This is a genomic window from Tautonia plasticadhaerens, assembly GCF_007752535.1.
In the GTDB taxonomy this organism is placed as follows: Bacteria; Planctomycetota; Planctomycetia; order Isosphaerales; family Isosphaeraceae; genus Tautonia; species Tautonia plasticadhaerens.
Genome location: NZ_CP036426.1, coordinates 2,765,166 through 2,779,436, shown reverse-complemented (window position 1 = coordinate 2,779,436; position 14,271 = coordinate 2,765,166). Strand labels below are relative to the sequence as shown.

At 71.3% G+C, this 14,271-nt stretch carries 14 protein-coding genes; 9 read left to right on the top strand and 5 right to left on the bottom strand.

All coding sequences use genetic code 11. The features are described 5' to 3' along the window. Positions 1 to 562: 562 nt before the first annotated feature. The 9 genes from ElP_RS10795 (at position 563) to ElP_RS10755 (ending at position 7,624) form a co-directional block, all read left to right on the top strand. Positions 563 to 1,423: an alpha/beta fold hydrolase gene (locus ElP_RS10795; protein ID WP_145269151.1), complete on the top strand. Its 861-nt coding sequence runs from the start codon at positions 563 to 565 to the stop codon at positions 1,421 to 1,423. Continuing rightward, positions 1,420 to 2,112, top strand: coding sequence for an HD domain-containing protein (locus tag ElP_RS10790; protein ID WP_145269149.1), 693 nt, complete (start codon positions 1,420 to 1,422; stop codon positions 2,110 to 2,112). The genes ElP_RS10795 and ElP_RS10790 overlap by 4 nt, the downstream gene beginning before the upstream one ends. Beyond that, on the top strand, positions 2,057 to 2,731 hold the full coding sequence (locus tag ElP_RS10785; protein WP_145269147.1) for a sigma-70 family RNA polymerase sigma factor: 675 nt from the start codon (positions 2,057 to 2,059) through the stop codon (positions 2,729 to 2,731). The genes ElP_RS10790 and ElP_RS10785 overlap by 56 nt, the downstream gene beginning before the upstream one ends. 58 nt (positions 2,732 to 2,789) lie before the next feature. Beyond that, positions 2,790 to 3,074: an anti-sigma factor family protein gene (locus ElP_RS10780; protein WP_197446881.1), complete on the top strand. Its 285-nt coding sequence runs from the start codon at positions 2,790 to 2,792 to the stop codon at positions 3,072 to 3,074. 233 nt (positions 3,075 to 3,307) lie between these two features. Then, positions 3,308 to 4,207: a spondin domain-containing protein gene (locus ElP_RS10775; protein ID WP_197446880.1), complete on the top strand. Its 900-nt coding sequence runs from the start codon at positions 3,308 to 3,310 to the stop codon at positions 4,205 to 4,207. A 696-nt stretch (positions 4,208 to 4,903) separates the two neighbouring features. Continuing rightward, positions 4,904 to 5,917, top strand: coding sequence for a 3-deoxy-7-phosphoheptulonate synthase (aroF, locus tag ElP_RS10770; protein WP_145269145.1), 1,014 nt, complete (start codon positions 4,904 to 4,906; stop codon positions 5,915 to 5,917). 125 nt (positions 5,918 to 6,042) lie between these two features. Continuing rightward, positions 6,043 to 6,243, top strand: coding sequence for a hypothetical protein (locus ElP_RS10765; protein WP_145269143.1), 201 nt, complete (start codon positions 6,043 to 6,045; stop codon positions 6,241 to 6,243). A gap of 143 nt (positions 6,244 to 6,386) precedes the next feature. Next, positions 6,387 to 6,938, top strand: coding sequence for a DUF421 domain-containing protein (locus tag ElP_RS10760; RefSeq protein ID WP_145269141.1), 552 nt, complete (start codon positions 6,387 to 6,389; stop codon positions 6,936 to 6,938). Between the two features lie 29 nt (positions 6,939 to 6,967). Further along, positions 6,968 to 7,624: an HD domain-containing protein gene (locus ElP_RS10755; RefSeq protein WP_197446879.1), complete on the top strand. Its 657-nt coding sequence runs from the start codon at positions 6,968 to 6,970 to the stop codon at positions 7,622 to 7,624. Here the strand turns inward: ElP_RS10755 and grxC are convergent. The 5 genes from grxC to ElP_RS10730 form a co-directional block, all read right to left on the bottom strand. Beyond that, on the bottom strand, positions 7,613 to 7,867 hold the full coding sequence (gene grxC, locus ElP_RS10750) for a glutaredoxin 3 (RefSeq protein WP_145269139.1): 255 nt from the start codon (positions 7,865 to 7,867) through the stop codon (positions 7,613 to 7,615). The genes ElP_RS10755 and grxC overlap by 12 nt on opposite strands. Before the next feature lie 198 nt (positions 7,868 to 8,065). Further along, positions 8,066 to 8,791 carry a hypothetical protein gene (locus tag ElP_RS10745; RefSeq protein WP_145269137.1) on the bottom strand — a complete coding sequence of 242 codons (726 nt, stop codon included), beginning with the start codon at positions 8,789 to 8,791 and terminating at the stop codon, positions 8,066 to 8,068. A 112-nt stretch (positions 8,792 to 8,903) separates the two neighbouring features. Further along, positions 8,904 to 9,407 carry a cupin domain-containing protein gene (locus tag ElP_RS10740; protein WP_145269135.1) on the bottom strand — a complete coding sequence of 168 codons (504 nt, stop codon included), beginning with the start codon at positions 9,405 to 9,407 and terminating at the stop codon, positions 8,904 to 8,906. 4 nt (positions 9,408 to 9,411) lie between these two features. Next, positions 9,412 to 10,962, bottom strand: a complete 1,551-nt coding sequence (locus ElP_RS40590) for a c-type cytochrome domain-containing protein (RefSeq protein ID WP_197446878.1) — start codon at positions 10,960 to 10,962, stop codon at positions 9,412 to 9,414. A gap of 92 nt (positions 10,963 to 11,054) precedes the next feature. Then, the gene (locus ElP_RS10730) at positions 11,055 to 14,249 is read right to left on the bottom strand and encodes an efflux RND transporter permease subunit (RefSeq protein ID WP_145269131.1); all 3,195 of its coding nucleotides are present in this window, start codon (positions 14,247 to 14,249) and stop codon (positions 11,055 to 11,057) included. Positions 14,250 to 14,271 lie beyond the last annotated feature (22 nt).

Here is a 14,271-nt window from a genome sequence, read left to right as displayed (position 1 = left end):
GAGATGGCTCGGCGGACGTGGCCTTCGGTGCAAACCCAGGATTCACGATAGCGATTCGGCGCCGAAAATCAACGCACCAGGTCGGTTCGCCATCCCGATCGCGTCGGTTAGGTCCGAAATCCATTTCACGTCACACGTTTGATAATTTGGGTAATTTGATGACGGTATAGATTATGGTTAATTTGGAGGTTGTAGGTGACTGTCCCTGTGGTCGTCCGTAAGAGGTTTGTGTTGCTAGATTTGGGGTGACGGTGTTCGCTGCATTCCTTGGGATTGGGCGATGAGCCCGCGCTGTCGGCTTTTCGGCGCCGACATTCGCTAGCGAAAAATCGAGCGATGTCGCGCGGAGGATGGCGGTGTCGATAATCTCGCCACCTCGCGAGCGGCGAGGGCATCGAAGCTGCGAATAGGGAGGCGGTCCTGGGTCGCCGCTCGGGCTCGTCACCGAGACGACGCGTCCGATCGAGTCGATGACCTGGGGCGCTTCAACGGACGAGGGATCGGTTCGAGACGCGGCAGCTCCCGGGACCGGGCAACTCGGCTCTTCGAGGATGGTGGTTCGATGCGACGATCGGCGAAGTGGCGGACGGCGTCGAGGTGGGAGACTGAGTGGAGCCCGATCACGTGCCGACAGGTTGAGGGATCGGGGGGCTCGCATGAGGTCGTCCGGCTGGGCCGGGGCGAGCCGGTCGTGCTGGTGCCGGGCCTGGCCGGGGGGTGGAAGCTCCTGATGCCGCTGGCCCGGAGGCTGGCCCGGAGGCACGAGGTCCACCTGGTCGGCCTCTCGGGGGACGGGGCGATCCTGCCGAGGTGCTCGGGGGTGGGGGTGGCCGACGAGGCCAAGTCGCTCTTGCAGGCGATCGACCGGCTGGGCCTGGAGCGGCCGGGGCTGGTGGGGGTCTCCTATGGCGGGGCGGTGGCCCTGGAGCTGGCGGTCGAGGCGCCGGGGAGGTTCGGGAGCCTGGTGCTCTCGGGGGCCGAGGCGCAGTTCGGCCGACGCTGGGCGGCCACGATGGCCCGGAGGGTCCTGGAGCGGTTCCCGATCCCCGACGACAACCCGTTCATCAACCAGTTCTTCAACCTGCTCCACGGCGGCAAGCCCGAGCCGGGCCCCCTGCCCGACTTCGTCGTCCGGCGGATCTGGGAGACCGACCAGGGGGTGATCGCCGACCGCCTCCGGGCCCTGGAGTCGTTCGACGCGTCCGACCGGCTCTGGCGGGTCGAGGCGCCGACGCTGGTCCTGGCGGGCTCGAAGGACGTCGTCGTGCCGCCGGACCGGCAGGAGGCCCTGGCGAGGTCGCTCTCGCACTCCCGGTTCGCGACGATCGAGGGGGCCGGGCACCTCGGGTTCCTGAGCCACCGGGCGGAGGTCTCCCGGCGGATCGCCCGGCACGTGGGGGTGGTGCGACGGGCGGTCTCGTGACCGGGGCGACGGGCCGGGGACCGGCGTCGGACGACTCGGGGCCGACCGGGGTCGGGCCGCTGTCCCCCCGGCTCGACCTGGCGATCCGATGGGCGGCAGCCTGGCACGACGGGCAACACCGGAAGTCGAGCGGGGTCCCGTACATCCAGCACCCGATCGCGGTGGCCTGGATGCTCGACCGGCTCGGGTTCGACGAGGACGTGGTGATCGCCGGCCTGCTGCACGACGTGGTCGAGGATACCGAGGCGACGCTGGACGACGTCCGGGGGCGATTCGGGGCCCGGGTCGCGGACCTGGTCGGGCACTGCTCGGAGGAGAAGCTCGACGCCGAAGGGCGCAAGCGCCCCTGGGCCGACCGGAAGCGGGAGCACCTCGAATTGCTCCGCTCGGCCCCCATCGAGGCGAAGGCCATCGTCCTGGCCGACAAGCTGCACAACCTCGGGAGCATCGCGGCGGACCTGGCCGAAGGCCGGGAGGTCTGGGGGCGGTTCAACGCGGGGCGGGACCAAATAATCGCGATGGCCCGGTCGTCGATCGAGGGGCTGGGCCTGGTCGACGGCGACGCCCGGCTCGAACGGCTGGCCCGCGGGGGCCTGGGCGTACTGTCGGGGATCGAGGGCGGTTCGCATCGCGATGAGCAGCCGACCGGAGGCGACCCACTCCCGACCGGCGACGAACCGACCGGCTGAGGCAAGGCCCTCGGACCGGGCCCGTGCCCCGACCGACCCCGAGCCCGCCCCTCCCGCCCCGGCCGCCGACCCCGAAGGCTGGGTCGATCGCCACGGCGACGCCCTCTATCGCTGGGCCCTGCTCCGGCTCCGGCACCCCGAGGCGGCGGCCGACGTCGTCCAGGAGACGTTCCTGGCCGCGCTCGGCGGGCACGATCGGTTCGACGGGAGGTCCTCGGAGCGGACCTGGCTGCTGGCGATCCTGAAGCACAAGATCGGCGACCACCTCAGGCGTCGTCGCCGGGAACGGCCCGTCGAAGAGGCGACGCCGGACCGGGATCGCCCCGGATCGGGAGGCCCATTCGACCGGCTCGGGTTCTGGAAGCGGGGCCCGAAGCGATGGGGGGACCCCGGCCTGGCGCTGGAATCGGCCGAGTTCTGGGAGACGCTGCGGGGCTGCCTCGGGGCCATGCCCGACCACCTGGCCGAGACGTTCCTGCTCCGGGAGCTGGAGGACCGGGACGGCCCGGAGGTCTGCCGGGAGCTGTCGATCTCCCCGGAAAGCTTCTGGAAGCGGATGCACCGGGCCCGGCTCCTGCTCCGGGACTGCCTCGAACGCCGATGGTTCGAGGGGCTCTGAGCCTTCCCCGGGCCGTCCAGCCCGACCCAACCCCAACCCGATCGAGCGTGGACTCGCGATGGTGCGACGCCTCCGGCACGCCTGGCGCCTGCTGAACCTGCCCTGCGAGGGGATCTCGGAGCTGGTGAGCCGGTCGCTCGACGAGCGGCTCTCCCCGGTCGAGCGGGCCGCCTACCGGTCGCACCTGGTCTACTGCGTCGCCTGCCGACGCTACCGACGCCAGCTGCTGGTGCTCCGGGAGGCCCTGGGCCGGGCCGGGGGGCGAGACGGGCTGCCGGGATCGGGCCCGGGGATGCCGGAGGAGCTGAAGGATCGGATCCGGCGGCAGCTGAAAGATCGGTGATCCGGGGGAAAACAGGTCAGGATCCGGGCGGGGTCGGCGACCAACGGGGGGACGAGCGGACGGCCATCGGCGCGGGGGTGCCGCGACGGGCCGTCTCGTCGAGGGTCCGCGCCGAGGCCGGGCGGGAGCCGCCCCGGCGTCGCCGATCGCCGTCCGCTCCGATCTCCCCTCCCGGCTCGAGCCGGGTCGGGCTCCGCGACCGAGGATGAAGGAAGACGAGGAGCAGCAGCGTGATGATCGCCAATCGGATCGCCTCGCCGGGGATGGGGATCGGGGTGCTGGCCCTGGTCCTGGGGATGGCCGCCGGGGGGCCGGCGTTGGGCTCGTCGACGACCCTGAGGCTGACGGTCGAGAACCTCTCGCCGACCGGGGGGGTACATCTGACGCCCGTCTGGTTCGGGTTCCACGACGGCGACTTCGACCTGTACGACCGCGGGGCCCCGGCCTCGGAGGCGCTGGAGCGGATCGCCGAGGACGGGAATCCCGGCCCCCTGGACGACCTGTTCGACGCCACCGCCAACGGCAGCCTGCAGGGGGTCCTCTTCGGGGACGGGGCCGGGCCGGGCTTCCCGGGGGCCCCGGTGATCGCCCCCGGGGGCTCGGCATCGATCGAGTTCTCGATCGACTCGATGTCGGGGGCGAGCCGGTTCTTCAGCTACGCGTCGATGATCGTGCCGAGCAACGACTTCTTCATCGCCAACGGCGACCCGATGGCGTTCGAGTTGTTCGACGACCTCGGCAATTTCCTGGGGAACACCGGCACGCCGGGGGTGTTCGAGTTCCTGGTGCTCGGCTCCCAGGTGCTCGACGCCGGCACGGAGGTCAACGACGAGCTGATGGCCAACACCGCCTTCTTCGGCCAGGCGACGCCCGACACCGGGGTGGACGAGGACGGCACGGTCGAGCTGGCCGGGGGGTTCCTCGACGGCGGGCCGATCCTGGGCGATCCTCGGTTCGCCGACGCCCAGTTCGCGGGCCCCGGATATCAGGTGGCCCGGTTCCGCCTGGCGGTCGTGCCCGAGCCGTCCTCGGTCGCCCTCTGCGGTCTGGGGGCGGCGGGGATCGTCGCCCTCGCCTCCCGTTCGAGACGCCGAGGGATGCGGTCGATCGGCCGGGAGGGCCGGGGGTCTTGATTCGACCCCACCCGGGGGATATCGTATCCGTGTCGGCCCTTCGCGAGCACACGCGGGGTCGGCCTCTACGGGCCGCGTGAACGTGGCGCGGCAAACTGGAGCCCTGACCCGTCCGAGGCTGGACTCCCGCGGGAACAGGGGGGACCGGTTTTGAAAGGAGGTGATCCTGTGTGTAGCAGCGACAACCAGAGGCGGCTCGCCTAACGGCAGCCGACGGGTTGCCCGTCGGGCAGCCGCATCTTCCGATGCCCCGCCGGCCCATGCGGCGGGTGGGTCGCTCGGGCCCGGGGCGCCGGGCCCGAGCACCCTCTCTCTCGTTCTAACCGGATCGAATCGCGTCGAGCCGTCGACGCATGCTCTTGTCCTGATTCCTGGAGACGAATGTTGGATCGGCCCGCCGCGAGCCCCGGCCGCTACCCCTTCTCCTTTACCTTCGGGTATCGGTGGTGGGGCCGTTCGTTTACCGAGCGGACGGCCGCAGGTCGCCGGGCACGTACGGGATTGTGACTCGACCGCATGTCGAGCCGGAGAATCACCCAAGCCCCGAGACCTGCGAAGGTCTCGGGGCTTTTTTCGTTTCGTTGCGTCATCGTTCGCACCGTCGTTCGATTCGGAGTGGCGGGGCCGGGGCCGGTCGCATCGTGGCGGCCGGCGGGCCGAGCATCGCATCGAACCCATCGAAGAGGGCGGATCGCCGTGATTGTCGTCATGAAGCCGGACGCGACCGAGGACCAGATTTCCCACGTCCGGGACCACATCTCGCAGCTGGGCCTCCAGCCCCAGGTGATCGTCGGCCGGCACCAGACGGTGATCGCCGCCATCGGCGAGGAGCGGCCGGGGCTGGTCGAGACCCTGGAGCCGAGCCCCGGCGTGGTGAAGGTCCTGCCGATCATGGCCCCCTACAAGCGGGCCTCGTCGGAGCTGAAGGCGGAGCGGACGGTCGTCCGGGCCCGCTCGCTGGAGATCGGCGGCAAGAGGATCGGCGTGATCGCCGGGCCCTGCTCGGTGGAGAGCGAGGGGCAGATCGTCTCGATCGCCAGGACGCTCAAGGCCCTGGGCGCCACCGGCCTGCGGGGGGGGGCCTACAAGCCCCGGACCAGCCCCTACAGCTTCCAGGGGCACAAGGTCGACGGCCTGAAGATGCTGGCGACCGCCCGGGACGAGACGGGCCTGGCGATCGTCACCGAGGTGATGGCGCCGGAGCACGTGGCGGTGGTGGCCGAGTACGCCGACGTGCTCCAGATCGGCGCCCGGAACATGCAGAACTACCAGCTGCTGACGGCCGTCGGCGAGTCGGGCAAGCCCGCCTTCCTGAAGCGCGGCATGGCCTCGACGATGGAGGAGTTCCTGCTGGCGGCCGAGTACATCCTCGATCGCGGCAATGACCAGGTGATCCTCTGCGAGCGGGGGGTCCGCACCTTCGAGGAGCACACGAGGTTCACGCTGCCGCTGGCGTCGGTCCCCTACCTGCAGGCGAAGACGCACCTGCCGGTGGTCGTCGACCCGTCCCACGGCACCGGCAAGGCGCCGCTGGTCCCCCCCATGGCGAGGGCGGCGATCGCCGCCGGGGCCGACGGCCTGATGGTCGAGGTCCACGAGGACCCCGAGCACGCCATGAGCGACGGCGCCCAGACGATCACCCCCTCGGCCTTCGAGCGGATGATGGCCGAGTGCCGTCGGGTGGCCGAGGCCGTGGACCGGTCCCTCTGAGGCGGCCATCCCCCGGAGTGGCGTGGACCTCGGCCCGGCACTTGCGTTACGCTGTCCCGGCGACCCGGCCGGGGGATTTCGCCGGCCGAGTCGCGTCACCCCAACATGACCCAGGAGACTGCACCGTGTCCCGACTGATCGACCTCGTCCGCGTCCTGCCCCTGGCGGCTGCGGTTGCCATCTTCGTCGGCTGCGAGAGCCAGGGCCCGGTCGAGGAGGCCGGCGAGAACATCGACAACGCCGCCAGCGACGTCGGGGATGCCCTCGACCCCGCCGGCCCGGCCGAGGAGGCCGGCCAGGCCGTCGACGACGCCGTGGGCAACTGAGCCCTGCTCGGTCGACCCGGCCCCGGGGGGATCCGTCCCCCCGGGGCCCACTCCCCTCCCCGGCCATCCGATTCGGGCCGCCGGGACGCCGGGCGACCCGATCGGCGAGGCCGGGATGCGGCCCTACCGCGAGGTGCCCCCTCATGAACGGCGACACGATCGTCCCCTGGTTCTTCGACGGCTGGGGCGGCCCGGCCCGCGTGGCCCTGGTGGGCACCTCGGCCTACCTGGCGATGGTCCTGCTGATGCGGATCACCGGCAACCGGACCCTGTCGAAGATGAATGCCTTCGACTTCGTCGTCACGGTGGCGCTCGGGTCGACGCTGGCCACGATCTTGCTCTCGAAGCAGACGGCCCTGGTCGAGGGCATCACGGCGCTGGCCCTGCTGATCGCCCTGCAATGGCTGATCACCTGGCTGGCGACCCGTTCCGATCGGGTCGCCGGGCTGATCAAATCCGAGCCGGTGCTGCTCGTCCGGGACGGTCGATTGCTGCGCGGCGCGATGCGGGGCGCCCGGGTCATCGAGGCCGACATCCTCCAGGCGGTCCGCCAGGGCGGGGCCGGCTCCATGGAGCAGGTCGCCGCGGTCGTGCTGGAGACCGACGGCTCGTTCTCCGTGATCCCGGGGCCGATCGACGGCGAGCCCTCGGCGATGACCAACGTCGACCGCGATCCCGTCGCCCGACGGTCGTGAACCCGGCCCCGGGCCGGGCCTCCCCCACGATGCTCGACCCCGAACGCTATCTCCGGTGCCTCCGGGCCCTCGGCGCCGCCTCGCCGGACGCCTCGGGGTTCGCGCGGCTGGCGGCGGCTTATGGAGAGCCGGCCCGGGCCTACCACTCCGATCGACACATCGCCGATTGCCTCGCCGAACTGGATCGGTCCCGGGCCCTGGCCGACCGCCCCGCCGAGGTCGAGGCGGCGCTCTGGTTCCACGACGCGGTTTATGACCCCGCCTCCCCCGGGAACGAGCGGAGGAGCGTCGAGCTGGCCCGGTCGGTCCTGGGCCGGTGCGGCGTTTCGGGCGAGGTGATCGCCCGGGTCGCCGGGCTGATCCTCGTCACCTCGCACGAGGTCGGGCCGGCCGGGAGGGACGAGACGCTGATGGTCGACATCGACCTGTCCATCCTCGGCCAGCCTCCCGGGCGCTTCGAGGAGTACGGGCGGCAAATCCGGGCCGAGTACGCCCACGTCCCCGAAGATGCGTACCGGGAGGGGCGACTCCGGGTGCTGGAGGGGTTCGCGTCCCGGCCCCGGATCTACCGCACGGCGCCGTTCTTCGAGCGGTACGAGGCCGGGGCGCGTGCGAACCTCGCCCGCGAGATCGGGGCCCTGGCCTCGGCCCGCTCCCCCGCCGACGATCCGGGGTCAGCGGAGTAATGCGTCCAGTCGGCCCTCGGCCTCGAGCCGATGGAGGTCGTCGCAGCCCCCGACGTGGGCCGAGCCGATGAAAATCTGGGGCACGGTGCGACGCCCTCCCGCCCTGGAGACCATCTCGGCCTCCAATGCGTCATCGCGGGAGACTTCGAGTTCGGTGTACTCGACACCCTTGCGGCGGAGCAGGTCCATCGCCCGTTGGCAGTAAGAGCACCAACTCTTGGTGTAGATGACGACGTCCGGCATCGGCTCCCCTCCCGGCGCCGAGCGTGATCTCCCCGGGGGACATCGGGGGCGCCCGGCCCGGGATGGAGGGAGCAACGGGCGTGCCAGCCCGAGTCGGCCGGATGGCCCCGCGTTCGGGGGGCGGGCTGCATCCCGGCGTGGGCCGTCGCGGCGGATCTCACCCTCGCGGTGGCCGCCCCCGGGGTGACGGCCGAGGGGTCACCCGGGGATCGGCTCGGGTCGGTCGTCCCGCGATCGCAAGGCCATGTGGAAGCAGTAGACGGTCATCAGGCTGAGGATGATCATCTCGCCGCCGTCCTCGAGCATGCCGAGCACCGGCTCCAGGATCCGGTCCTTCAGCACGAGGATGTGCAGGGTGTCGACGCCCACCGCCGCCACGAGCATCCCGAACATCAGGGCGCCTAGCACGGCGAAGTCGGCCCGCGCCCGCCGGCCCGAGTACCGGTATGAGGCGACCAACACGAGCGCGATCACCGAGCCGACGAGCAGGACATAGGACAGCTCCCCGAATTCCTGCCCCCGCAGCCCGAGCCAGGGCTCGAACCCCACTCGTTCGACGATCAGCCTGCCGGTCTTCTCGTGCATCCCCTTGTAGTCGTCCAGCAGCAGGTAGGCCATCAGCCCGGCCCACGCCACGTCGCTGGCCTCCCGCCGCCGGGAGAAGACCGTCAGCAGCATCCAGCAGCACCAGAGGTATTTCAGGTACTGGAAGTATTCCCCCGTGCCTTTCTCCCTCGTCAGGTTCCAGTTCGGGTGGTTGAACCGATTGGTGAAATAATGGAGGAGATGGAGGGAGCACAGGAGGAGGTCGGTCCCGATGAGCAGGAGGAGGAAGGGCAGGATCCGGGAATCCCGCAGTTCGCGTCGGACGAAATGTGCGGCCCGGGAGAGCGCCCCGGGCGCCAGGGTGGTGCTGGCCATCATCGCTCCTATGCGGTTTATTCACGAAAGATTCATGATGTAGCCGAGGAGCGCGACTGTTGCAAGTTCCTTGCCGTCGCCGGTCGGGCGGGTTTCCCTCGCCGTGGAGGGGGGTTCAGCGGGGGGCGGGGGGCGGGTCGACCGGGCCGCCCTGCCCGGATCGGCCGCAGTGCCAGCAGGTTACGCCGTGCCCTTCGAGGAGGGTCCCGCAGGACGGGCAGGGGGACGGGTGGCGGAGGTAATCTTCCCGGATGGGGTGGAAGGCGTCGAGGGCCACGGCGGGGCCGTCGAGGGCGACGACGCGGTGGGGGACGCCCCCGGGGATCCGCCAGAGGTCGCCGGGGCCGAGGATCCGGGTCAGGCCGCCGACGGTGAACTCCAGGCGGCCGGAGACGAGGTAGCCCATCTGCTCGTGGGGGTGGGCATGCTCGGGGACGACGCCGCCGGGCTGGAACTCGACGACGGACAGCATCAGGCCCCTGCCGGCGGAGACGAACAGCTCGACGCCGGGGAACGGGGCGTGGCGGGTGCCGGCCCCGGAGGGGATGAAGTAGGGGTCGGCGGCGGAGGGGCGGCGGTCGGGCCCCGGGGCGCCCACCTCGGACTCGGGATCGGACATGGGATCAGCGTCCTCGGCCGTATCGGGCGGCGACCCACTGGCCCCAGGCGGAGAGGAATTGCTCCCGGCTGGCGCCGAAGAGTTGCTGGATGCCGTCGTCCAGGCGGTCCCGGCCGCCGAGCATCCCCCGGACGAACGGCCCGACGGCCCGGGGGTTGGCGGCGGAGAGCCATTCCAGCAGGCTGAAGCCGAGGGCCCGGGTCTCGTCGGGGTCGAGCACGTCGCCGAGGGCCTCGCCGGCCTTGGTCGTCCAGCCGACCTGATAGGCCCGGACGGCCCCGGCCCGGAGCCGGGCGACCTCGGCCCCCCGGGGTTCGAGCTTCGAGGCGAGCAGGGCGCCGTAGCCGAGGGCCAGCCAGCGCGGGGCCTCGGCACCGGCGGCCGAGACGGCGCCGGCGCCGAGCTGCTCGACGAGCAGGGCGTCGAGCCCCCTCCCGGTCCCCCCCTCGCCGAACTCCGACTCCTCCCGGCCGCCGAGGGGGTCGAGCGCGGCCAGGTACGGTGCCTCCCCGGAGAGGTCGGCCCGGGCCCGTTCCCCCTCGGCGGGCTCCTGGCCGGCGACGGTCCGGGCGAACTCGGCGTAGTGGTTGCGGTCGTCGAAGACGTAGACGCTCAGCGCCATCGGGCCGGCCAGGGCGGGCATCCCGGGCCGGGAGAGCAGCGCCCGGGCCGTCTCCTGGGCCCGGTCGAGCGTCTTCGAGAGCGTCCCGGCGCGGGCCTCGGGCAGCGCGCCGAAGACCAGGGTGCGGTCCCCGGCGGCCAGGGCCGGCTCGCCGGGGGCGCCGGCCTGGGCCCATCGGCGGTTGGCGGCCTCGACGAGCAGGAGGCGGCGGTCGTCGTCGGAGAGCCGGGCGAGTTCGAGGGCGCGGAGCTGCTCGGGGGAGGCGGCGAGCTCGGAGATCGGGGCGCCGGGGTCGGCCCCGGGGTCGAGCGGGGCCCCGGCGGCGATCCAGGCCTCGATCCTCGCGATCGTCTCGGGGGCGAGGTCGGTGTCGCCGGGGGGCATCTTCGGGGTGGCTTCCCCCGTGATCCTCCGCAGCAGCTCGCTCTCGGCGGGCGCGTCCGGCGCGACGACGGGCCCGGAGTCGGCGCCGGCCATCAGGGCCCGGAAGGTGGAGAGGTCGAATCCGCCCCGGCGGTCGTCCGCGTTGTGGCATCGGACGCAGTTGGCCACGAGGGCCGGGGCCACGTGGGTCGAGAACTTCGGCCCGCCGTCCTCGCCCTCGCCCCCGTCGTCGCCCTCGCCCTCGCCCTGCCCGGGAGGTCGGGCGGCGAAGAGGGAGACCATGCGGATCGCCTCGTCCGGCTCGCAGGAGCGGCAGGCCCGGAAGCCGGAGGCCTCGGCGAGCCCGGGGGTGGCGAAGGGGACCCGGTTCGGGCCGGAGAGTCGCCGGGCGGAGCCGCAGTCGAGGTCGTGGTAGACCTTCGAGCCCTTCGTGCCGACGACCGGCCCGCCGACGGGCTGGGCCCGGCCCTCGACGGCCAGGGGGATCATCAGCGCGAGCAGGACGGCCGCCGGGATCGGCGGCGGGGCGGACGTCCGGGGCCGTCGCATAAGTCTCGTCCGTCGGTTCGGTCCCGATGGGAGGGCCAATTTCCCCATTGTTTCCCATCCCCCGTCCTGCCGCAAGGGAGACCGGGGGGGCGTCAGGGGGCGTGATCCCCGTCGTCATCATCGGGCCCGGGGCCGTCGAAGCCGTCCCCGTCCGACGGGTCGGCCGGGGGGCCGGGGTCGAACCAGTGATAGATGGCCGGCAGCAGGAGGAGCTTCATCAGGGTGCTGGTGACGATGCCGCCGACGACCACCGTGGCCAGGGGGCGCTGGACCGTGGCGCCGATGCCGGTGTTGAAGGCCATCGGCACGAAGCCGAGGCTGGCGACCAGGCCGGTCATGAGGATCGGGCGGAGGCGTTCCATGGAGGCCTCGTAGATGGAGTCTCGCATCGACTCGCCCCCCTGGGTCAGGCGGTCCCGGATCGCCGAGACGAGCACTAGGCCGTCGAGGACCGAGACGCCGGCCAGGCAGATGAAGCCGATGCCCGCCGAGATGCTGAAGTCGATCCCCCGGAGGAACAGCAGCCAGATGCCGCCGGTGGTGGCGAAGGGGATCGACAGGAAGATCAGGAGGCCGAGCTTCATCGAGCCGAAGGTGGCGTAGAGCAGCAGGAAGATCAGCAGCAGCGACAGCGGCAGGACGATCGTCATCCGACGGCTGGCCGACTGGAGGTTGTCGTAGACCCCTCCCCACTCGACCCGATAGCCGGGGGGCAGCTCCAGCTGCTCGTCGAAGGCCCGCTTGCCGGCGGCGACGAAGCCGGCGAGGTCGCGGCCCCGGACGTTGCACTGGACCAGGGCCCGGCGCTCTCGGTCGCGGTGGCGGATCTCGTAGATGCCGTCCTCGATCCTCAGGTCGCAGAGGTCGCGCAGGGGGATCATCCGGCCCCGGGCGTCGGCGATCTTGATCTCGCCGATCGACTCGACGTCGTTGCGATCCTCCAGCTCGTAGCGGACCTGGAGGTCGAAGCGTCGCTTGCCGACGACGACCTGGCCGACGGTGTAGCCCCCCATGGCGCGGACGGCGTCGAGCACGTCCTTGACGTTGATGCCGTAGCGGGCGATCTGCTGGCGGTCGACGACGACGCGGAGGTACGGCAGGCCTCGGATGGGCCGGGCCTTGATGTCGGCCGCCCCCTCGACGGTCTTGAGGATCTCGGCCATCTCGCCGGCCTTGCGGTGCAGCACGTCGAGGTCGGGGCCGAAGAGGGCGATGCCGACGTCCCCCCGGACGCCGGAGATCATCTCGTCGAAGCGGACCTCGATCGGCTGGCTGAAGTTGAGCTTGGTGCCGGGGAGCTGGTAGGCGCACAGCTCCTCGAGGGCCTTGATGAGGTCGTCCTTGTTCTTGATGTCGTCGTCGGGGTCGGGCTCGCCGTCGGCGTCCCGGTCCCAGACGCCGTACTCCTTGAGGAAGACGAAGGCGTCGGTGCGGTTCAGGGGGGCGGGGTCGAGGCCGATCTCGGGGCGGCCGGTGCGGCAGAGGACCGACTCGACCTTGTCGGGGAAGCGCTCGAGCACCGCCTGCTCGAAGCGGGTGGACTGCTCGATGCCCTCCTCCAGCGAGGCGCTGGCCGGCCGGGTCATGACGATGGTGATGTCCCCCTCGTCGAGCTGGGGGATGAACTCCAACCCCATGATGAAGACCGGCGGGATGCTCGCCGCCAGGGCGATGAGGAAGGCGAAGATGACCGGCCAGGGGTGGTCGAGGACCCAGGGCAAGACCGGCGTGTAGAGCTTCTTGGCCTGGCGGATCAGCCAGGTTTCCTGCTCGCGCTCGCCCATCTTCAGGAAGGAGGCGGCGGCCACGGGGACGAGCGTCAGGGACAGGAGCATCGAGCCGGAGAGGGCGAAGATCAGCGTCAGGGCCATCGGCCGGAACATGGCCCCCTCGACGCCGATCAGCGCCAGGATCGGCAGGTTGACCATGGTGATGATGCCGACGCCGTAGAGCACCGGCGTCTTCACCTCCCGGGCGGCGTCGAAGACGACGCCGAGCTTGGAGTCGTCCTCGTCGGCCAGCGAGAGCCTCCGGACGATGTTCTCGACGACGATCACCGAGCTGTCGACGATCAGGCCGAAGTCGATCGCCCCGAGCGACAGCAGGCTGCCGGCGATGCCGGCCATGAACATCGCGTCGATGGCGCAGACCATCGACAGGGGGATGACCGCCGCGGTGATCAGCGCCGCCCGCCAGTTGCCCAGCAGGAAGAGCAGGACGGCGATCACCAGGATGCCGCCGATGACGAGGTTCTCGCCGACGGTGTGCAGGGTCGTCTCGATCAGCCGGCCGCGATTGTAGAAGACCTCGATCTCGACGCCCATCGGCTCCAGCTTCCCGCGGATCTCCTCGAGCTTCTCCTCGACCCGGCCGACGACCACCCGGGCGTTCTCGCCCAGCAGCATGTAGGTGATGGCCATGACGGCCTCGCCCTGGCCGTCCCGGGTGACGGCCCCTTGCCGGAGCATGGGGGCGATGGCCGAGCGGCCGACATCCCGGATGGAGATCGGCGTGCCGTCGTCGGTGGTGTCCAGGACGATGCGGTCCATGTCCTCGGTCGTGCGGATCAGGCCCTCGCCGCGGATGATGCGGACCTCCCCGTTGCGCTGGTAGTAGCCGCCGCCGGCGTTGGCGTTGTTGTTGCGCAGGGCGGAGTAGACGTCGTCCATCGGGATGCCCCGGGCGAGCAGTCGGTTCGGGTCGACCTCGGCGCGGTAGGTCTTCAGCAGGCCGCCGAAGGAGTTGACGCCGACGACGCCGGGCACGCTCCGGAGCGGGAGGGCGACCTCCCAGTCGAGGATCGTCCGCAGTTCCATCGGGGACTTCGGGTCCTCGGCGCCGGGGGCGTTGCGGAGCTCGAACTGGACGATCTCGCCGAGGCCGGTGGTGATCGGCCCCATCCGGGGGTTGCCGAACCCCTCGGGGATCTGGCCGCGGATCTGCTCCAGCTGCTGCGAGACCTGGGCGCGGGCCCAGTAGATGTCGGTGCCGCGAGTGAAGATCACGCGGATGACCGAGAGGCCCTGCTGGGAGATCGAGCGGATCTCCTCGATCTTGGGGATGGCGTTCAGCCCGTTCTCGATCGGGATGGTGATGAACTGCTCGACCTCCTCGGGGCTCAGGGCAGGCGCGTCGGTCAGCACCGCCACCAGGGGGGGGGTGATGTCGGGCTGGGCGCCCATGCGCAGGTTCAGGGCGCAGTAGACGCCGGAGGCGATCAGGGCGATCAGAAGCAGCAGCACGAGCCCCCGGTGGGTGAGGGCGGATCGGATCAGTCCGTCAACCATCGTCGATGTCCCATCGTGTCGC